The 20,066-nt window shown below is 40.1% G+C and carries 13 protein-coding genes; 5 read left to right on the forward strand and 8 right to left on the reverse strand.

Annotated features, from left to right (window positions below):
• Positions 1–927: 927 nt before the first annotated feature.
• The gene (locus KZP23_RS16635; RefSeq protein ID WP_226332892.1) at positions 928–4,122 is read right to left on the reverse strand and encodes a SusC/RagA family TonB-linked outer membrane protein; all 3,195 of its coding nucleotides are present in this window, start codon (positions 4,120–4,122) and stop codon (positions 928–930) included.
• Complete coding sequence (locus KZP23_RS16640; RefSeq protein ID WP_226332894.1) at positions 4,119–5,753, reverse strand: TlpA family protein disulfide reductase; 1,635 nt, start codon at positions 5,751–5,753, stop codon at positions 4,119–4,121. Before KZP23_RS16640 ends, KZP23_RS16635 begins: the two co-directional genes overlap by 4 nt.
• Positions 5,754–6,888: 1,135 nt before the next feature.
• Between KZP23_RS16640 and KZP23_RS16645 the strand changes: the two genes are divergently transcribed.
• Positions 6,889–7,443 (forward strand): helix-turn-helix domain-containing protein, encoded by a 555-nt coding sequence (locus KZP23_RS16645; RefSeq protein ID WP_226332895.1) that lies wholly within the window; start codon positions 6,889–6,891, stop codon positions 7,441–7,443.
• Between the two features lie 144 nt (positions 7,444–7,587).
• Here the strand turns inward: KZP23_RS16645 and istB are convergent, their stop codons facing one another.
• Entirely contained in the window at positions 7,588–8,313 is a 726-nt protein-coding gene (gene istB / locus KZP23_RS16650) for an IS21-like element helper ATPase IstB (protein ID WP_226332542.1), read from the reverse strand.
• A gap of 29 nt (positions 8,314–8,342) precedes the next feature.
• On the reverse strand, positions 8,343–9,890 hold the full coding sequence (istA, locus tag KZP23_RS16655) for an IS21 family transposase (protein WP_226332541.1): 1,548 nt from the start codon (positions 9,888–9,890) through the stop codon (positions 8,343–8,345).
• Positions 9,891–10,514: 624 nt separating this feature from the next.
• On the opposite strand from istA, the gene KZP23_RS16660 reads away from it, so the two are divergent.
• Both KZP23_RS16660 and KZP23_RS16665 read left to right on the forward strand, forming a co-directional pair.
• Positions 10,515–13,724, forward strand: coding sequence for a reverse transcriptase domain-containing protein (locus KZP23_RS16660; protein ID WP_226332897.1), 3,210 nt, complete (start codon positions 10,515–10,517; stop codon positions 13,722–13,724).
• Between the two features lie 79 nt (positions 13,725–13,803).
• A complete protein-coding gene (locus KZP23_RS16665; protein ID WP_226332898.1) occupies positions 13,804–14,886 on the forward strand; it encodes a hypothetical protein in 1,083 nt (360 codons plus the stop codon).
• A 306-nt stretch (positions 14,887–15,192) separates the two neighbouring features.
• On the opposite strand, the gene KZP23_RS16670 is transcribed toward KZP23_RS16665, so the two are convergent.
• Positions 15,193–15,513 carry a hypothetical protein gene (locus tag KZP23_RS16670; RefSeq protein ID WP_226332899.1) on the reverse strand — a complete coding sequence of 107 codons (321 nt, stop codon included), beginning with the start codon at positions 15,511–15,513 and terminating at the stop codon, positions 15,193–15,195.
• Between the two features lie 130 nt (positions 15,514–15,643).
• Between KZP23_RS16670 and KZP23_RS16675 the strand changes: the two genes are divergently transcribed.
• Complete coding sequence (locus KZP23_RS16675; protein ID WP_226332139.1) at positions 15,644–16,873, forward strand: IS256 family transposase; 1,230 nt, start codon at positions 15,644–15,646, stop codon at positions 16,871–16,873.
• A gap of 63 nt (positions 16,874–16,936) precedes the next feature.
• Here KZP23_RS16675 and KZP23_RS16680 read toward each other — a convergent pair whose 3' ends face one another.
• From KZP23_RS16680 to KZP23_RS16690, 3 genes are all read right to left on the reverse strand, one after another.
• On the reverse strand, positions 16,937–17,305 hold the full coding sequence (locus KZP23_RS16680; RefSeq protein ID WP_226332900.1) for a hypothetical protein: 369 nt from the start codon (positions 17,303–17,305) through the stop codon (positions 16,937–16,939).
• 442 nt (positions 17,306–17,747) lie between these two features.
• Complete coding sequence (locus KZP23_RS16685) at positions 17,748–18,596, reverse strand: DUF5677 domain-containing protein (RefSeq protein ID WP_226332901.1); 849 nt, start codon at positions 18,594–18,596, stop codon at positions 17,748–17,750.
• Positions 18,597–18,772: 176 nt separating this feature from the next.
• Complete coding sequence (locus KZP23_RS16690) at positions 18,773–19,180, reverse strand: hypothetical protein (RefSeq protein WP_226332902.1); 408 nt, start codon at positions 19,178–19,180, stop codon at positions 18,773–18,775.
• A 138-nt stretch (positions 19,181–19,318) separates the two neighbouring features.
• Between KZP23_RS16690 and KZP23_RS16695 the strand changes: the two genes are divergently transcribed.
• The gene (locus KZP23_RS16695; protein ID WP_226332904.1) at positions 19,319–19,996 is read left to right on the forward strand and encodes a hypothetical protein; all 678 of its coding nucleotides are present in this window, start codon (positions 19,319–19,321) and stop codon (positions 19,994–19,996) included.
• Positions 19,997–20,066 lie beyond the last annotated feature (70 nt).

Consider the following 20,066-nt stretch of genomic DNA (forward strand, 5'->3'; position numbering starts at 1 on the left):
CTGGAAACATTTCCCGCTATAATTAAGATGATGTATGATCACATATGAAGAAAGTACGCGGTAAGGGACTCGTTGATAGTAGCTAGATTTTAGTACATAGTAGCAAGACTTGTTCACGTGAGCGATATTATTTGGTCTCCTTTGTTTAGACATAATTTGTTAGATACAAGACGCTAGATGTTAGACTTGTTTACGGTAGCGAAATCAAACCTTTTCCGGCATTGCGAAGGAGGACGAAGGGAGGACTGTGGCAATCTCGTTTTTTTGGATATGAGACTGCTTCGCTACTGGACACTTCGACTAAGCTCAGTGACCAGTGACTCGCAGTGACGTTTTTCGAAGTCGAGACTGCCGCACCTCCTACGTCGGTTCGCAGTGACGTAAGAAAACAAGCAACGCCCACCTGTTGATGTGTAACCCGGTTTATAGTTTGATTTAAGTTTAACATTGATTGATTTGGTGGACGAAGCTGATTTTTCATAGCATTTAGTTTGTTAATATGTGTTTAGTGTGGGAGGCTGGAGACCTGTCTGCCTCCAGGCAGGCTCCCTGTATTAAGGTTCCAAGTCAACGCTTTGCTAAAGACTTGGAACAGCACAATATCATATCCGTCATTGCGAAGGAGGACGGAAGTACGACTGTGGCAATCTCGTTTGCCGAAGAGGAGATTGCCACGTCGCATGGCTCCTCGCAATGACGTTTTTTGAAGGTGAGATTGCTTCTCCCGACTACCATAGGGGGAGGAATAGCTGTTCTCGCCTCCGAACTCAAGTCTTTGCTCTTTATTCTTTTCTCTATAATTCTTATTTCTATCATCTTGCTACTTTTTACTTAAAGTAAGCCCCGCCCACCAAGATTCGCCTTTAATAATCAATCCGGTTTAACATAAATAAATAAATCGATGGACGGAGCTGTGTCTTTGATGTCTTAGAATTCTATTTTGACTCCCAAGGATATACTCTTCAATGGTTTCGTGGTTCTGTAATCAGGGTCCAGGGGATCGTCTTTGGCGGCTTTCCAGAGAATGCCCAGGTTATTGGCGTAGGTATATACCTCCATCCGACTGAAGGGCAGGCCTGGCATATTGTTTTTATCCATCATATAGGCCAAGCGGATATCCTGTAAGCGGATATGGTCGCCCCGTTCCACCAAGGCTTCCGAATGCCAATAGAAATAATCCCTATTACGGTTCTTACTGGATGGAAGTGCGGGAATGTCGGTGTGCAACTCGTCCCCGGGCCGCTGCCATCTTTGGGTAAAATCTCCATGTCCCTGTAGGCCAGAAAGGATATCATCATACTGTACCGAGCCCCGTTTGTAATAGTAGCCCATTCGGTAGCTGATATTGAAGGACAGGGAAAGTCCTTTATAGCCTAGCGTGTTCCTAAGAGCCCCGAATACACTTGGTCTGGAAGGACCGTGATAGGTAATGCTTTCGGGAGAGGCTTCGGCGAGGATGGCTGCATAATCCGTACTGGGTTCCCCGTCCAGATAGCCCCTTGCTACACCCGTATCAGGATCCAATCCGGCCCAGGAATAACTATAGACCCCATACAGTGGCCTTCCTTCAAAAGGGTAGGTGCCGTAATAGGCCATATAGTTTCTTGCCGTGGCCTCTTCGCTGTATTCGACCACTTCTTCCTTGACGGTGCTGAAAAGCCAATCCGTTTGCCAAGAAAGTTGGCCATTTAGGTTCGTTGAACTGAGCTGCAGGTCAATGCCCTGCGTTCTGGTGGCGGCAAAGTTGCCCCGGAATTCGGTAAAGCCGCTCGATGAGGGCCGGGGAATGTCACCGATCAGGTCACGGCCATTTTTGATATAATACTCCAATGTACCGGAAATCCTGTCCTCCTTGGTGGCAAAGTCAAGCCCCAGGTTCCAGACCTGTATCTTTTCCCACCGGAGCGAAGGGTTCGGGGGACTGCTGATCTGGGCATAGGGAAGACCGGAAAGTGAATTGTAGGCCCCCGAAAGCATGGTGGCTGTGGTAAAGGCGGTAAGGGTCTTGTCAATATTACCGTTATAGCCCATGGTGGTCCGGAGTTTCAGATAAGGAAGGAAACCGGTATCATAGAATGCTTCATTGCTGATTGTCCAGGATCCTCCCGCAGACCATAGGGGCACGCCTCGTTGGTTGGTTTCTACCCCGAACAGGTTGGAGGCGTCCTTGCGGGCACTGGCCGTGAAGGTGTAGCGGTCAGCATAAGTATAGGAAGCATTGGCATAGTAGGAGACAAAACGGTCTGTGGTGCCGGAGTGGCCTTCCCCTGAAGGAATGCGCAAGGTTCCACCCGTGACATAATTGGTATAGCGGTTGACGTAATCCACCGGCTCACTGGTGCCGAACTCATCATCATAGCCATAATACCGGCTGCTATGCCTATCAAACTGCCTGTCCTTGATTTCAAATCCTCCAAGGGCCACGACATGGTGTATCCCGTTCCATTTCCGGTTGTAGTCCAGTTGGACCCTCCCGTTTTGGCTTTGCCCCGTACCAGAGGTCCTGTCATAAATACTGCCCATTGGAATGGGATAGGAGAGACTGCCATCCTCGGACATCTGGGTATAGCGGTTGATATTGTTGCGGGTTATATAGGTGTCCATGGTGCTTAGATCGGTGCTTACCGCATCATTTTTCCAGTATTGGTAGAGCACGGATGCACGCAGGCCTTTTGCCAGTTCATAGCCCACACGGGCATTGATCCGGTAATCAGAGGAAATGTTTTTTTGCTGTAACAGGCCGATTTCGTCCAATGGGATAAATCTCCAATCCAAAAGGCCTGCGTCTTGTATGCTCGCGATATAGCGGCTGCTGTACCCGTGGATGACGGGTAAGGGACTTCCCGTTTCATCGGCCAAGCTTTCGTAGGCATAAGGCTCAGGAACTGCTGTGCCTGTAGACCTTTTGCTCCTGCTATAATAGACATCCAAGGCAGCGGTAAACTTATTATCAACACCTTTCCAGGAATTTTTCATCCCCAAGGTCATCCGCTCATTATCATTTCCCACTACATTTTCTGCATTCCTATCATAACCGGATGTAAGCATATAACGGTGTCCCTTTGAGCCTCCGGACACCTGTAGGGAGTACTGTTGGTTGACCGGGCTTTGGTAGTAATACTTGGCCAGGTCATTCCTAACATCGTGTTGTCTGTAGGAGGCCAGTCTTTGCGCCGCCACTTCCTGGTTGATCAACCCGTCCCTTTCGGCAATAAGTGTTTCCACGGCAGGGGACAGGGCAGGATGGCTGCTGCGGGTTTCCGCGGATTCATAATAGCCCTGATCGAAAAGGAGCTGCTCCATGTCTACTACTTCGGCTGGTGACATCTTGGGAAGGTAGAAGAGGTCATTCTGCTCCCCTACCGTTACATTGGAGTTAAAGCTGACCTTGGTGCCACTTTCAAACTTTCCCTTTTTTGTGGTGATCACAATGACGCCATTTCCTGCCCGGGCCCCCCAGATAGAAGCGGCGGCCGCATCCCGGAGCACGGTGATGCTTTCCACGTCATTGGGGTTGATACTTTCCAGTGGTCCGTCATAGGGGAAATTGTCAATGACGATCAGGGGGGCGGTATTGGCAAAGAGGGTGTTCCTTCCCCTGATGCTGATGGATTCACCCGGGCCTTCCCGGTTGAAGCGCAGTCCTGAGGTGACATCTTCCAGCCTGTCCAATAGGTTGGTGGATACCCTTCGGTTCAACAGCTTTTGGTCCACTTGGGCAAATGATCCCGTGGCCCGCTCCTTGGGAAGGGAGGCGTAGCCGGTGGAGAGTACTTCCACCCCTTCCAGATCAAGTCCATTGGAGATCAAGGATACCTGTAAAGGACTTTCAATGGGAACGGCTACCTCCAAACTTATTTTTTCATAACCTAGGTAAGTGACGGTAATCCGGTGGGATCCTTTTTTCACTGTAAGGCTAAATAGGCCATCCTCATCGCTTACAGTCCCTTGATTGGTACCCTCCAAGAGGACGGTTGCCCCGGGAAGCGGTTCCCCCGAATCCTGGGCGGTAACCGTTCCGTAAAGCGGATGGTCATCCTGGGCCATTGTTGTTTCGGAAAAGTGAAGGAACAGTATGGCTGTCAATAATATACAGCGATATATAGGTAGTTGTTTTTTCATAATTGTAGGGTTAAGGTGTCTGGATTGTTTTTATTGGGTAGGGCCTCCTCGATCAGCTTGATCATGTCTTCCAAGGGTTGTTTGAGCCCACCTGCCTGACGGATGGTTCCATCATCCTCGACCAGGATCAAACGGGGAAATGCACTGATGTCCATGTTTTCCAGAAAGGAATGCTGAAAACCCTTTCCACCGGTATAGAGGTTGAGGGCATTGTGGGAGGTGTACCTCCCGCTTTCAATGCTTCTGACCCATCTTGCACGGTCTTTATCGGCAGAGATGGAGACCATCTGGAAATCAGGATTCTCCTTAAAGTGTTCCTCTATTTTGGAAATCCTACTGGAAAAGAAATTGATGCAGGCCTTGCAACCGGTGTACCAAAAATCCAACAACAATACCTTGCCTTTTAATGTGGAAAGGTCTATTGGCTTGCCATCCAATCCGGTAAAGACCGCTCCCTGCAAAGCCTGTCCCTGCCCAAGGGAGGAAAGTAATGCTTGCAATGCCTCCTTAGGTCTGGGACTGTCGATAAAGGTTAATGCTTCTTTGGCTTTTAGGTCACCGTTTTCCAGGTGGTCAAATTCTTCACAGATGTACCGGGCTGCCAGATGGTCCTTGACCGGGCCATTCGGCATGTCCCTGATCTGGGCAAAGATGGACGTGTCATGCAGGTAGGCATAGGACTTGGCCCTGGTAATCAGGTAATGCTGATAACTGGGAGAACTGATGATGGCCTGTTCCGGTAAATCATCGATGGTATCCGCCTGTTCATGGTCCTTAAAGAATGCTGCAAGTACTTTTCGGTGTCTTGGGTCACCTGAGCGCAGTGCATAGGCGATGGCATTATTAAAGGCCTTGAGGCGGGAGAAGCGTAACCTTCCCAGGTAGTTGGCCTTGATGACCTGCAGCCTGTCAGCCGGCAATATTTTCTGGTAGCGCGTAATGACCTCCAGAATCCTGTCTTCATAGCCGTCACCGAACGTGCTTTCCAAGATGGCGAGGTCTTGCTCTTTGCGGACATAGACATGGGTATGACTTCCGAACTGCTTTTGGGATTGTATAAACTGCTTTCGCTTACCCTCCTTCGAAAGATAGGTTTCCAAGTTTTCGGGGCTGTTGAAGCCCATACGGATATCAGTAGCAAAGCTCCGCTCGGCCATCAGCAGGTGAAGCTCTCGCTGGCAGCGGAAGAGTGGGGCAGAGGGCCCAGAAAAGACCACTTGGTTCCTGTAAGTGTCCAGCTGTATTTTGATACTGTCCCCCGGAAATACTACATATTGGTTCAGGAATGGATTTTTTTCTGTTCCCAAAGAAAGGTAAGCTGGACGCTTGATGTCTTCAGTGACAATATGGGCAATGCCCTCACTGCCGGGGAATACCCCTTCGAAGAAGTTTCCACTTCTTAATTTTATGAGGTTCTTTTGGGCTTGACCGCTAATTTGGCTGTCATCCAACCTGACCACAAGGGAGTCCATGCGGTAGGCATCTTTCTGTCTCACCTCAAAATACACCACCACGGGAGCCGGAGTATTTTCCGGACTTTTCGTGGCAGAAGGTGAAGCAACTTGGGCATATAGCTTACTTCCAAAAAGGCATAGCAATGCCAGGAAGCAGTTTTTCGTTAACGCTTTCATAGTTATTAAGGTCTTTGTAGAGGGTGTTGGAATGCTTGGTCTAATGTCTTTTTAGATATTAGACACAAGACGCTAGATTAAAGACTGGAGCACGGAGGCGAGAACGTCCAATTCTCCGTCATTGCGAGTAAGAGGGTATTGAGTTTATCGAAATGCCCTCTTACGCGGCAATCTCCTATTGATTGTCATGCTGACGAAAGGAAGCATCTCTTCCAGTAACATCCTTCCAGTCTAGTCCGATTTGACAGATGTAATTCGGCCTCGCAAACGGACACAAGTCTCAATACTCACGACTCAATACTAGCTACTACTTTTCCTTCTACATTTATAAGAAATTGATTAAATCCCAGTGCTTATAAAGCCCCAGGCCAGGCTGCCCTACCAGACGTTCTTTCCGGAGCGGAACGAATGCAGCCAACGAATTTTGTAGTCTTGAGTAGCAAGTCATGAGTCATGAGCTCAATTGTTCTAACTACTCCATTTCGTAAAAATTGATACCGATTTTAGGTTTGATAGAGTTATAGGAAATTCGGTATCGGTATGTGATTCATATTCAGTAGCAAGTAATTAGTATAGCTTCCGTGAACAAAAGCTCCAGACTCCCTACTCAATACTAAGTACTAATTTTATATTGGGTTTTTCGGCTTGCGTATAAATAGCATATCGAACTGTGTACAGCTGTTTGGGCTACTTAGACAACTTGGATTAAAAATACAGGCAGCTGAACCTTCTCTTCTAAAAGAGGGCCATAAAGGATCATAATATGTAAATGATGTACTGCCCATAATATCTATTTATCATTATGAGCCTCGAAAAGTGGGGATAGGACTATAGCTTGGGCCTATCTCAACCACATCACAAGGTTCCGACGCCTTAGGGATAGTATCGATAGAGCCCAAGAGCTATAGAGTATACGAATGTACACAAAATATCCCCTTGGGCATTAATCTATCGTCTCTCCCTATTACAAAATTGTCGGAATTTGTGATCGAGACTCTTCGATTAATACCATTTTGGTAAATCTCAAAAACATCAAGTTAAAAATAACCTGACATTTCAAATATAAATATTTAAGTACATTAAAAAAATATTTTGATATAAAATGTACTAGAAAATATCACTGCTTTTGTTCATTATGAGCAAAATAGATATAGAAAGAGCAGAGTTAATTTCAAAAAACTTACAATTAATAATGGATAAGTCTGATCTTACTGTTGATGGACTAGAGGAATATACTGGTATCTCAAAACCAACTTTAAATAGAGCTATATTGAAAACCTCTAATTTATCCCCAAATAAGGTTAATGATCTTGCAAAAGCTTTTCACCTAGATTCAAAAGAAGTAACCAGCAAATTCCCTGTAAGGACTAGGCACCTTACGAGAATGGACGAACTCATAGACTTCAAAAATAAAAATTTAGAAAACTTTAAGTATTTCATTTCGGAATCTCAAAAGCATAACGCACATGCATTTGTAAAGAGCGAGTTATTTAAAGACCCCTATTACAAGGAAGAGAGAAAGATGAAAGAAATCAAAAATAGGCTTAGAAAAAGTAAAAATTATCAAGATGAATTTTCTGATAACGCTATAGAACAAGCTATAAAAAGGTTGGTAATAGACTGTGATTTTTTTATAATAAATAGAAAGAGCCCAAAAGGAAAGGTTTTCTATTATAAAGTAAAAGGATAAAATCTAAAGTCTCTAGTGGATTTAAACCTTCAAATTTCTTAAATTAAGGAAGCCTGTATATTCCGATGATCTTGACCACCAATCCGGTCATCCTGACCACCCTTTCAATTAGGGTTTTCAGTTACCGTTTGGAGGCTGTTAAAGTTATTGTTTTTTTCTCATTGATTCTCCTTTTAGCTCGATTCTGTGTGCGGTGTGCACCAGTCTGTCGAGAACAGCGTCGGCTATGGTACTGTCACCTATGGTTTCGAACCATTTTGTAACCGGAAGTTGTGATACCACTATTGTTGAAGCCCTTCCATGGCGGTCTTCTATGATTTCAAGCAGGGCCATTCTTGCCATTTCATCCAGTTGCTGAATGCCGAAGTCATCCAGGATCAATAAATCCTGTTTTTCTATTCTCGCTATCTCTTTGATATATGAGCCGTCAGCTTTCAGCATTTTGAGTTTCGGGAACAGCTTGGTGGTATTATAATATTGGGTTCTGACCCCTTGCATACAGGCTTGGTTTCCCAGGGCCGAAGCAATGTAGCTTTTGCCGGCCCCTGTTGCTCCTGTGATCAGTATGTTTTCTTTTCGTTTAATAAAGGACATATCAGCAAGTCTGAGGACCTGCATTTTATCCAGCCCCCGGTTTGGAGAGAACTCAAGCTCTTCAACAGTGGCACTGTACCTGAACTTTGCCGTTTTGTACAGTCTGTTGATTTTCCTGTTCTCTCTTTCTTCCCATTCTGCCTGCAAGAGATGGTTTATAAGCTCTTCGGGATTGAGATCATGATGTTTGTTGCTGTCCAGAATGGTTTTGTATGCTTCCATCATTCCGTGAAACTTCATTTTGGACATCTGGTTCAATGCGATGCTCTGTGTCATAATTGTGTGATCGGTTATATGTTTGATAATTACCTGAAGCTTTCCGCTCCCCTTATGTTTTCGTGGTCAACTGATTTATCGGACTTGTTTTCAGTATCTAAAGGGATTGAATCCATCCCGCTGTTGAGTATTCTGGTGATGACCGAATAATTATAAGTGTTGTAGTGTTTGGCACGTATTACTGCGTTTATGAGCCTTTCCCTGCCTGCCTTTTTATCATATCCCAAAATCCCCAGACAGCTTTTATAGGCCTGTTCCGGATACGGGTAACTGTCGAGGATAACCTGTAAATAATGCCGGACTTCAGGATGTATCCCTTTTGCCCAGTTCAGGAAGAATTCAGGGTTCCAGTCACTTACAAACCTGTGGGCTGAAGGCATATGGTCCTGGACCGTAGTGTATCCGCGCTCCTTAAGGCTTCTTTTATGAAAAGCGATCCTTTCCCCATCGTAGAAAACAGAAACGTAACTGGCTGAGTACACAACCTTGACTTTTTTGCCGATATACCTGTAGGGAATAGAATAATAATGGTTTTCAGGGTTCAGGGATATGTGGGAGGTTTTAGTGACGGTGGCATACTTGAACTGTTTGAGTTCATATCTTTCGGCAGGCAGGGGGGCCAGGGTTCCCTTTTCTTCCCTGTCGAAAAGCTCCTTCCTTGTTTCCGGTCTTTTCTGGAAAGGGGTATTGTTATGGATATTGAGGTAGTGCCGTATATCCGCATTCAGTGTATTGATGTCATGGTAAACTTTGTTTCTGAGCGGGGCGTATATCCTGCTGTAGACAATGCTGACGGTCTTTTCCACCAAGGCCTTGTCCTGCGGCTTCCTGCTCCTTGCCGGAAAGACCACACAGCCGTAATGGTTGGCAAAGTCCAGGAAATCGGGGTTGATGGCCGGTTCATACTTGTCGGCTTTGGTGACCGCGCTTTTGAGGTTGTCGGGCACCAGGGCCCTGGGAACACCGCCCAGGTAATGTAAAGCATTTTCAGTGGCTGCTATGAAGTCTTCTTTTCTTTGGGAGGGAATGGCTTCTACATAGCTGTATTGACTGGCTCCGAGTGTGGCAACATACACTTCCAGATCAGTGAGTTCACCTGTTACAGGATCTACTATGGACAGCCTATCACCCGTAAAGTCTATATAGAATTTATCTCCCGGAACATGTTCAATTCTCATACTGGCAGATAGACCGGTACGCCACTGCCTGAAGCTTTCACAGAACTGTGAGTAACTGTATCCGTCAGGATGTTTTTGTCTGTATTCTCCCCACAGGACCCAACGGTTCACACCGGTCCGTTTAAGCTCCGGTTCCATATAGGGAAAAAAAGATATAAGCTCCTGGTACCGCTCCCCTGAAACATGGTCCGGATCAGAAAGTAGGGCATCAAGCTCTTCGTCATTCATGGACAAAAGCTCTCCGTAAGAAAAACCTTTGGAATCAATCAGCTGAAGGTACTTCTTGACCGTGTTCCGGGCAATTCCCAAGGTTTTGGAGATGGTCTGCAGTGCCATTCCGTTGTCACGGTGGCGAATTATCTGTTTGAGATTACTCATGGTTATCGTTTTTCCTGCCATGCTTTACGGTTGGTTTTAAATCAACCGTAAAGGAAACGATAACTGAAAAATTAAAGGTGGTCAATAATGTCATTCTGGCCATTCTGACCACTTAAAGTGGTGGTCAACATGGCCGGATTGACAGTGGTCAATATCACCGGAATTTTACCCTTCGACAAAAGTTGATACCCAGAAGGGGGGTGGTCAACATCATCGGAAAAAAGTGGTCAGCATCACTGGAACAGGTGGTCAACATGAATCGGAATATACAAAGCCCTCCGATTGGAGGGCTTTTTTATTTGATTTTGGTGCAAAATACTGTAATTGGGGTATTTGTTGGGAATAGGGAGTTTTTTAGTTTTGATGGATAATTTCAATTTTAAATATTTACAAATAATTGGAAAACATTTGTATTTGGATAATTGGCTATCGTTTAGTTTGCAGGATTTATTTTGTAAAACATGTTTATTAGAAATATGTGCAATGCATATATACGCTAATTACTCTACGATAATAGTGAGTATAATAAAGGACAGAATTTGTTAGCCAACCGGACATTCAAACACATATATATGTTTGCCAAAGTTCGCACGCTATTGCTTCGCAAGTAGAAGAGCCTGAATTTGAGCTAATATAAAATGAAACATGGAATTTACTAAGGAAGATATTAAAAATGCTTATATCAAGCTGAAATCATACATTTATTATGATAATACCGACTTACTACTCAGGCGGCAGTTGGTCGAATTTGAAACAAGTATTGGAAAAGACTTTCTATTTAAAAATCCGAGTTCACACTACAATGTAGGTGGAGACATGTTTTCCTATAAAATTAAATTTACACTTGAAGAAAAATTCGAAAGAATAGCCCATGAATTGAATTCCTTCCATACGGACTCAGAATTTATTAATTCTTTACTATCAAAGGTTAGCATAAATTTTTACCCAAAAAAAATAAAAACACCAGAACCAGAAGTCAATTTCATAACAAATGTTAGGATTCAAGAAAAATACGAAATAGAAAGAGTCACTCCTTTTATAAATGCTCCAATAGAGTTACATATTTTTTCAGTTTTATGGATAATGAAGCATGGTGTAACTTTAGATGCGAATTTGAAAGACGAATGTTTAGGCAACCGTCTATTGCTGAACAAAGATAAAACTGAAATTGTACGAGGTTCAGGTTTATTCAAGCCCTACTTTAATCAATACCAAAAATGGCGTGATGATGCTGTTGAAACAGCAGAAAACCTAATTAAGAAAGGGAAAAATGTAGCTTTCATTAATTTAGATATTAAAGACTATTTCAGCTCCGTCCGAATAAATCGAACAGACTTATTTAATAGAAGAACACATGATATTTTAAATGAATCCTATAACCTGCAAGAGATATTTCTTCGTATTCATGATAATTATTCTGCACAACTAGCAAATAAATTTCAAAGCCCAACTAACTTTTATTCTGAATTAACTGACAATGAAGGGAATTTACAAAGAATTGTATTACCAATTGGACTAGTGTCTTCATATGTTCTCGCGAACTCGTATTTAAAGGAGTTTGATAATCGAATAATCAATTTTATTAAACCTGCATACTATGGCAGATATGTAGATGATATGCTTTTTGTTATATCCGACCCCAAGCCTAATGTTAAAATAAATGAAAGTAGTGAAAGGCTAAAATTTGATATTTCAAATTACAAGGATCTTCAACCTACAAAAATCGAAAAATTTGTTCTTGAGACTTTTTACCCAATTATCGATCTAAAAAAAGCACCAACATCAAATATTAAAAAGGAGAATGACTTTATTCTTGTCGATTTCGAATCTCTGTATTGCCAAAGCGAGAAGTCATTAGTCCATTATTTTGATGCTAACGAATCTCACCTTGTTATTGATAGATTAAAACAGGAACTTGATGAAAGGACAAGTGAATTCAGAGATTTTCCAGAAGAAGATGAAAACAACTTGTCTTTTAAATCTAGTGCTTACCACCTTCATTATGATGGCACAGAAGGAAAAATCCGAACATTGAAAGACTATAAAGAAAATAGGTTTGGATTAACTGTCTTTCTTTCTAATAAAATATTTAGTGCTCTCCGTCATGAAAATCATTTATCTGATGAAGAATGTGACCAAATTGTAAACTTTTTTAAAGGTGAAACGTGCCTAACATTTTATAGACTTTGGGAAAGAATCTTAACTTTATTGCTAGTAAATCAAAAACCAAAACACTATGTCGAATTCTTTTTACATTGTTTTGATGAAATAGAAAAAATTGAACACAAGAAAAAGTCATCAAAAGTTCAAGAAGCGGACATAAAAGACACTCTTGTCAATTACCTTGATACTTCCCATGAATTATCACTTTCGCTAAACCTTGATTTTTTAATTAAAACCAAAAAAGTAGCTCGAAACTTTGAGTTTAAACTTAATCATCTAAATAATAGTAATTGGTCTTTTCTATTTGGCAGGTTCGAGCCGACAAGGACTGATTCTCATTGGGTGAGAAGGTTTCGAGTGTCTAACATGATGCGACACCATTATGTCATACACCCACTATTGACCTATAGTGAAGCTTGTAAGAAGGGAAGCTTAAAAAACTTAACCAGCATTAACATTGACTTTAAAAACTACAAGCTTGATAAGACCTTAATTGAAGAATCTCCAAGAAGAGTGAAGTTTTGGGAATGCTGTATGTCAACAGCTTTTGAGTCAATTGGTTCACACAGTAACAAGAAAGAAGTAGAAATCAATAACAAAGTAGAAACAGACATCTTTGGGGTTATAACTAGTAAAAAATCAAAAAGTGATAATTTTTACTTAGATGATGCATTTTCTAGGTACAAAGCAATAAACCAGAATCATATTCCATCATATGAATTGGATGAAAATGGTCTAAGAGATAGCTTTTACAAAAGAAAAAATACTATTAAAAAGAACAGCCCTATTGTAAATGCCCAGGAAATTATTGTAGGAGAGAATAGAAGAAGTTCAAAAAAATTTAAAATCGCCTTTGCAAATACTAAAGTAGAAGATGTCAATATAGTAGCAAGTATGCGTGGAACTCCTAATCTAAGCTCGCTGCGATATGATAAACTTGCCAAAATCGTAAAGAAGGTTAGACTTGACAAAAGTGATGTTCTATTATTTCCAGAATTCTTCATCCCAATAAACTTACTTTCTAGTTTAGTTAAATATTCAGAGAAAAATCATGTTTTGACAATTACAGGTCTTGAACATGTTAAAATTAAGAACACTGTATTTAATCTTATTGTAACAATTCTTCCATTTGAAGTAAATGGAGTTAAGGATGCTGTAGTAGTATTTAGACTGAAAAATCACTATGCTCATGTTGAAGACTCCTTGATAAGGGGAAATCATCTAAAAGTAGCATCTCCTAGAGAACACAGGTATGATATTTTTAATTGGGAGAATTTATACTTCTGTCCATATTACTGTTTTGAATTAGCAAATGTATGGCATAGGAGCCTTTTTAAAAGCAAGCTCGATTTGTTGGTAGGTGTTGAATGGAATAAAGATACTAACTATTTTTCAAATATTGTGGAGTCATGTTCACGAGATTTACACTGCTATATTGCACAAGTTAATACAAGCCAATTTGGTGATTCTAGATTGACACAACCCGTTGAGTCTGCCAGACTCGATATATTAAAATTAAAGGGAGGGATCAATGACTCTATACTTGTTTCAGAAATTGACTTGGATACAATAAGAGAATTTCAGCGAAAAACTTTTGATATAACTCACCCACAGAAGGAGTTTAAGCCTTTACCTCCTGACTATAATATAGGAGACGTATTAAAAAGGATAAATAATGAACCAATTTTGTAATAGCCATGCACATTCCCTTTTTAACTGGCTAAGAAAAGGCTAAAGCAATTGAACAGTTTTTGATTCTAACAATTTAGAGATGAGACCATATCTATCCATACAAGAAGACGAGGAAGTATTTATCCCTAAGAAGTATCATAAAATAAATGATCTTTGCGCTATAATTTATGACCAACTAACTGAAATATACAGGGAAGATAATTATGTTGAACTTAACAGCACTACAATAGACTTAGACAATGCGGACGAAAAACTGAAGTCACTGGATAAAGAAGGTAAGCATATACTTGATTGGTTAAAGGAAAATAATAGAAATGATGAAATCGAAACAGTTTTATTGAAACATTTGACCATGGCAATCACATCAGATTTTATCAACTTTTTGTTCGAATCACTGTATACAGCAAAGAGAGGTAAAATGACAGTAGCTTATTCTCTGATAAGAAAGCCATATAGCGACATACTTCTAATTCTAGAACAGTTATTTGTGAATAAATCCGAATTTATCGAACGTTTCTTTCATATTGGTGATCCAAAAGGATACGATCCAAGCAATAGAGCTATTAATCGACTAGATATCATTGAACAAGCACTTTCCAAAATTAGGATAAGCGACCTTTTAAATGCTGAACATATTCATGATTTAAGATATGATAAGGAGTTGGATTATGGATTAAACGGAATCACAAATCATGCCTTGCATATCGTAACTAACGATAAAAGATATAAAACCGAAAATCAAAATTTGAATTTCGTATTTTCTAATGAGGAGGATATGGAAAGATATTATGAACACTATTACAATTTTGTCCCATATTTATTAATCTATAGTGTTTCTGTAGTAGATGGAATTATCTTCGATCTTCTAAAGGATCCTTATAACCAAAAATTACGTGTAGTTAAAGAGTTCAGGCGTTTGATAGCTCTTATTATGCTGATGGAGTACACAGGTATTCGGACGAAGAAATCTAATAAACGGATATTCAAAGCAATAGCTGACGCCATTAGTATCGAGTGTATTATCTGTGAAAATGTAAATAAAATAGAACGGGCCGACTGTGAACTTTTTTTAGAAACAGAACTACTTCTTTGTTCCAAATGCGGTAACAATATTTTATCAACTAATGAGGCTGTAGACGCAATCGAACAAATACTTAAATGAATCCCACTACTTACAATGAGTAGGCGGTGGCCGTGATCTGTGAGCGCACAGCGGATTATAAAATCAAATTTTAACTTTTAGGTAGTCGTAAAGCTTGATTTAAGGTAAACTTCTTTTTTGATGGAGACTTTTTTGTGTTAGAGGCCTGGTAAAAATATCCTAGATGGAGTGACTGAATTTATAGATGAGTATTTAGAAAAGGTAATTGAAAATATGCCTGCATAAAAATTCATTTTTAAGATTTCGAGGGATGAAATTTTAATTGAAAAATATTAATGCGTTAAAAATGAATTTGGAAATAAAGTCTCATTCCTCAATTGCCCACCAATTTATGATTTTATTCTTTCCTATCACCTTTTCAATCAAAGTCACTAACCAATAACACTCTGTTATAATAGAGTAGTGAATGGAGTAAGGTATATTTTTTTCAAACTGAAAGTATTCTCCACTCAAGCAATATCTACCAATTAATCTAAGAATCAAACTGGCAATATCTTGTAGCAATACAACATCGTCCCAAAAATTATTTAGATCATATGTGTGGGAAAGATGTTCATTATGTGCTATATATTTATCCCTAATGATCTTCAAATCATCTATTTTTCTTCTTATTTCTTTATTATTCAAAATAAGTTTAAAATAGTTGAGTAAACTACGGATATCAGTAACTTCATTCAATGAGTGTTCAATGCGAGACTGTAATCTAAACTCTGTCTGAGACTTTGAAAATCAATTAAAGTTTATAAGATAGAGAGATATGAGCGAAGAACAAGAATCAGCATTTAAGAAGAAAGTACTTGACCAGTTTTTATCAGGAGAGTCCCTGTTCGGCAAGAACGGTGCGCTGTCTCCGATGTTGAAGGAGTTTTTGGAGGAAGCCCTCCAGGCTGAGATGGACGAGCACCTTCGGGATGAAGATGCAGGCCACAGTGCAGGCAACAAACGTAACGGCAAGGGCAGCAAGCGTGTGAAGAGCAACTTGGGAGAAGTGGAGATCGAGACGCCCCAGGACCGTCACAGCAGCTTTGAACCTAAGATCGTCGAGAAGCGCCAGCGTATCCTTGCCGATAACCTTGAGAAGCAGATCATAGGGATGTACTGGCTTGGCAGTAGCTTACGTGACATCTCCGGGTACATCAAGGAAATGTACGATACGGAGGTCTCCACGCAGGTGATAAGCGATATTACCGACCGTGTCGTCCCGAAAGTCAAGGAGTGGCAGAACAGGCCGTTGGAAGAGGTCTATTGCATTGTATGGCTTGATGCCATGCACTTCAAGGTACGTGAGGAAGGAAAGGTACGCCATAAGGCCCTATACAATGTATTAGGGATCAACCGTGAGGGGAAGAAGGAGGTACTGGGCATGTACCTTTCCGAAAGCGAGGGGGCGAACTTCTGGCTACAGGTACTCAGCGATCTACAGCACCGTGGAGTACAGGATATCCTGATCGCCTGTACCGATAACCTTAAGGGCTTTCCCGAGGCGATCGGGTCGATTTTCCCGAAAACAGAGATCCAGCTCTGCGTGGTCCACCAGATCCGGAACAGCCTGAAGTACGTGGCCAGCAAAAACCAAAAGGAGTTTGCCGGTGACCTGAAGAAGATCTATAAGGCCGAGACAAAGGACCTGGCCGAATCGGCATTGTTGGAACTGGAAGAAAAGTGGGGGAAGAAATACCCCATAGTGATCCGTTCCTGGAACGACAACTGGGAGAGGCTGAGTGCCTTCTTTGCCTATACACCGCCCATCAGGAAGCTGATCTATACCACCAATGCGGTGGAAGGCTTCCATCGGCAGGTAAGAAAGGTGACCAAGACCAAAGGGGCATTTACCAGTGACATGGCACTTCTAAAGCTGGTCTATCTGGCCACGCAGCGGATCGAGAAAAAATGGACGACCCCTTTACAGAACTGGAGCTTGACAGTCCAGCAGCTGGCCATTAAATTTGAGGGGAGGCTCCGGTTGGACATCAATACGGAAACCTAATCATTTAGTGAGGAATTTTTTCCCTTCCCGGGGGCTAGCCCCCGGGAAGGGAAAGGACAGAGTTTAGCTAACACTCCCTTCAATGCCTGTAATTTCAACGAGCTGTGTAATTTGATCATCAAATGTTAAATGAACTCGTTCATCTTTCCGGTGACAAAAGTCCATTTCCAAAAGTGTCTCCAAACACCTTACTTGATATTTATTATTTCTATTCTTCCTATCGTAGAATTTGCAAAGACTAATAATGCAAAGTTCATGGGATGAATTTTGTAGATAACTTAAAATTTTGGCATTATCCTCATCCTTAAATTCATTTATTAGATAAGCATGTTCTCCGATTGTTCTAAAGATAAAATAATGTCGAATACTAAAAAAAAGATCATTTGCAAGTCCCTCTTGGAAGAATTTCTCAAGCTCTTCGTGTGATTTCATATTGGTGATTTAGGTTCCTAAAAATCCAATCTAGTTATTTCTATCCTATAAAAGGAATTTACCAGTATTTACATTTTAATGATACACATCATAATTGTTTCTTTCCACCAATTAGAAGTAGTTACTTAGATATGTTCATTACTTTACATATTATCTAAATTTGTTATAATCCAGGTGGCAGACTGGTTAGGTGAGTCTGTAACTTTGTACAGACACTTATGCTTCTATATCGTATTCTGGAATAAAAGTTTTCTTTCTCACATGCTTAGACCTTCTCTCATCTTTGTTTTTTGATCCTTTACCAACCTTCTCCGTTTCTTTTCCTTAGGCTCTACCTCATGATGTTGAAAATCATTCTAAAATGACTAGGGTTTTATTCATACAAACTTTCCCTAGAACTTCTGTAATAAATTCAAGTGGAAAAACTTCTTGAGAACCTTAGTTAGGTTAAATTCTCAATATCAAATAAAACCCGATTTAGCCTTTGCTCTAAATTCTTACGATCTTCTTCATCATCCATTAAATCTGCACTAATTCCAATTAGATTTTTTGCTTGAGGATCTGCCAATTCTATAATGTTATTTATTAAATCTGTTTCTAGCTCTTTATTAAAATGAGAATATTCAACCAAAATTAACAAGCTTATCAAAACTGAATTAAATGCGGCTTGAAGCACAGCAGAACCATCAAACATTGTATATGAATTATGGTCTTTTGTTCTATAATTTCCAGAAGAAATAAAATTTATGTGAACATGCTCAGAAAGATGTCGATAAAGTTTATCAAAAATTAAAGAATCTTCTTTTATTAGATTGCTAAATGCCATTTGTCGAATAGTTATCCCATAATTAAAGACTTCCTTTGTATTGGTATCGCATACCTTATTTCTTTGAGGCTTGCCTTTACTATTTAATGGATGCATATAGTCTCCAGAAACTAATCCTAGCTTAAAGTCCAGAAATTGATTTAAAGATTCAGGAACATTTCTTACAAATGACATATGCAGATAGGCTTCATAAGCTGTCCTTAGAACTGTTTGAGAATCTTCTTGGAGGAAATTAGCTACTAGGCATTCTGCTGCATGCAAAGTTTTGCTAGCTTTGACTAGACAAAAATGGTAGAAGTCGCTTTGCTTATTTTCAAATGATTTTCGATTGTACTTGAAGACTTTAACTACTCCATATTTATCGCAAATATCAAGTAATAATTGATTGTTTGCTCTTAAAATTGTGAGCATGAATTCAAGTTGATTTTCGGGACTTAAATTGTGAAATTCATGTTTTGAAGTCATAATGTGGAATTAAGGAAAATTTATTCATAAATCCATATTAGAGAGGGATTGTCATTTCTGCCCGATAAATTGAGTTTGCTATTACAATTTTCTATCCTTGGAATTTGTAATTCGCGTTTCTAGATTGTTTTGATGAAATGCTAAATTGAGGTTATGGTTATTTGATTACCTATTTACTATCCTCCATGCTGAAAACATTTTCCATTGGCACTTTTGGTCATTCTTTTGCATCGACTTCCTGTTTTGGTAATACCAGAACAGCGCACAGAAGTAGCCCTGGGTTGGGGAGATGGTTTTGTTGAACTGGCTTTTGAAGGAGTTATATTATTTTTTTCACTTGTTGCTTTAGTTGGGATGCCAGTCTTATTACTCGTAGCTATGGAACTGGGCTTGCACACGCTGCAAGCGGTATAATCTTTCTTTTTTGCTTCTGTTAGTTGGAGGCTTATGGAACTATACTTTAAATATTTGCAGGAGGATTTGTGGTATTTGGTGCCTGTCTTGGTTACATACACCGTCTGACCATATGCCTGGGCTAATGCAAAAAATAAAGTAAGGTAGAGGAGGAGTAGGTGTTTTTTCATTAAAAGAAGAGTATTGGGAATATTAAACTTTTCAAGATAGGTGATTTGAATTAGGTGAAAAATACCCTAGATGGGGTATTTTTATTGATTTCCATATTAGTTATTATTACAAATAACCATTAACAAACCCAAAATAGTATGGAAAAGATATCTGTTAGCAAAGTAGTTGAGTTTAGAAGAAAAACTGAAAATTCAAGAATCACTCTTATAAACAATCTAAAAAAGTCTAATCAACAGATCGATTCTGAAGGGGGCGGAGATTACTGGGTGACCTCTAACAGCGCCATAAGCAACTATTTCAAATCTGAAGATTCAACTTTGATCAATGAAAAAATTGATGATTTGGTTAACCGTGCAGACAATGCTAATGCTAAAATATCAAAAACAATGTATCAAAGAAATATTGATATTTTATATGGTTTTGAAGACTTTGATTTTTCTAATTATAAACCTGTAGGAAAGCTCAATTACTTAGCGAAGCCAAAGAGTAAATCTATAATGAAAATTAATGATTTGCCTATCCAAGTAAGACCAAGTCATGTTTATTCATTTGAGGAAGGAAACAACAAAAAAATAGGTGCAATTTGGTTTATTTCTAAGCTCAAAGGATATCGTACAGAGGAAATATCTTTATTTACTGACGTTCTGTTTAGATATTTAGAACAACATTATTCCAAAGAGTATATTATCGTTCCCAATTATTGTATAGCTCTGGATGTAGTTAGTAGAAAGGAAATAAGATATAATCAAATTTTAATGGAGGATATTACTTCTCCCTTAAATTCTACGATTGAAATGATAAAAAAGCTTTTATAGGAAATAGAAAGCAGATTAAAATTAATACTCAATTGACATCAGTTATTAGATTTTGATTTACTTAATAATT

This window comes from Echinicola marina, from assembly GCF_020463795.1.
In the GTDB taxonomy this organism is placed as follows: Bacteria; Bacteroidota; Bacteroidia; order Cytophagales; family Cyclobacteriaceae; genus Echinicola; species Echinicola marina.

Excerpts from the sequence above, each read along its gene's own strand:
- KZP23_RS16635 (WP_226332892.1), bottom strand. The coding sequence starts at position 4,122 with ATGAAAAAACAACTACCTATATATCGCTGTATATTATTGACAGCCATA.
- KZP23_RS16640 (WP_226332894.1), bottom strand. The coding sequence starts at position 5,753 with ATGAAAGCGTTAACGAAAAACTGCTTCCTGGCATTGCTATGCCTTTTT.
- KZP23_RS16645 (WP_226332895.1), top strand. The coding sequence starts at position 6,889 with ATGAGCAAAATAGATATAGAAAGAGCAGAGTTAATTTCAAAAAACTTA.
- istB (WP_226332542.1), bottom strand. The coding sequence starts at position 8,313 with ATGACACAGAGCATCGCATTGAACCAGATGTCCAAAATGAAGTTTCAC.
- istA (WP_226332541.1), bottom strand. The coding sequence starts at position 9,890 with ATGGCAGGAAAAACGATAACCATGAGTAATCTCAAACAGATAATTCGC.
- KZP23_RS16660 (WP_226332897.1), top strand. The coding sequence starts at position 10,515 with ATGGAATTTACTAAGGAAGATATTAAAAATGCTTATATCAAGCTGAAA.
- KZP23_RS16665 (WP_226332898.1), top strand. The coding sequence starts at position 13,804 with ATGAGACCATATCTATCCATACAAGAAGACGAGGAAGTATTTATCCCT.
- KZP23_RS16675 (WP_226332139.1), top strand. The coding sequence starts at position 15,644 with ATGAGCGAAGAACAAGAATCAGCATTTAAGAAGAAAGTACTTGACCAG.
- KZP23_RS16680 (WP_226332900.1), bottom strand. The coding sequence starts at position 17,305 with ATGAAATCACACGAAGAGCTTGAGAAATTCTTCCAAGAGGGACTTGCA.
- KZP23_RS16685 (WP_226332901.1), bottom strand. The coding sequence starts at position 18,596 with ATGACTTCAAAACATGAATTTCACAATTTAAGTCCCGAAAATCAACTT.
- KZP23_RS16690 (WP_226332902.1), bottom strand. The coding sequence starts at position 19,180 with ATGAAAAAACACCTACTCCTCCTCTACCTTACTTTATTTTTTGCATTA.
- KZP23_RS16695 (WP_226332904.1), top strand. The coding sequence starts at position 19,319 with ATGGAAAAGATATCTGTTAGCAAAGTAGTTGAGTTTAGAAGAAAAACT.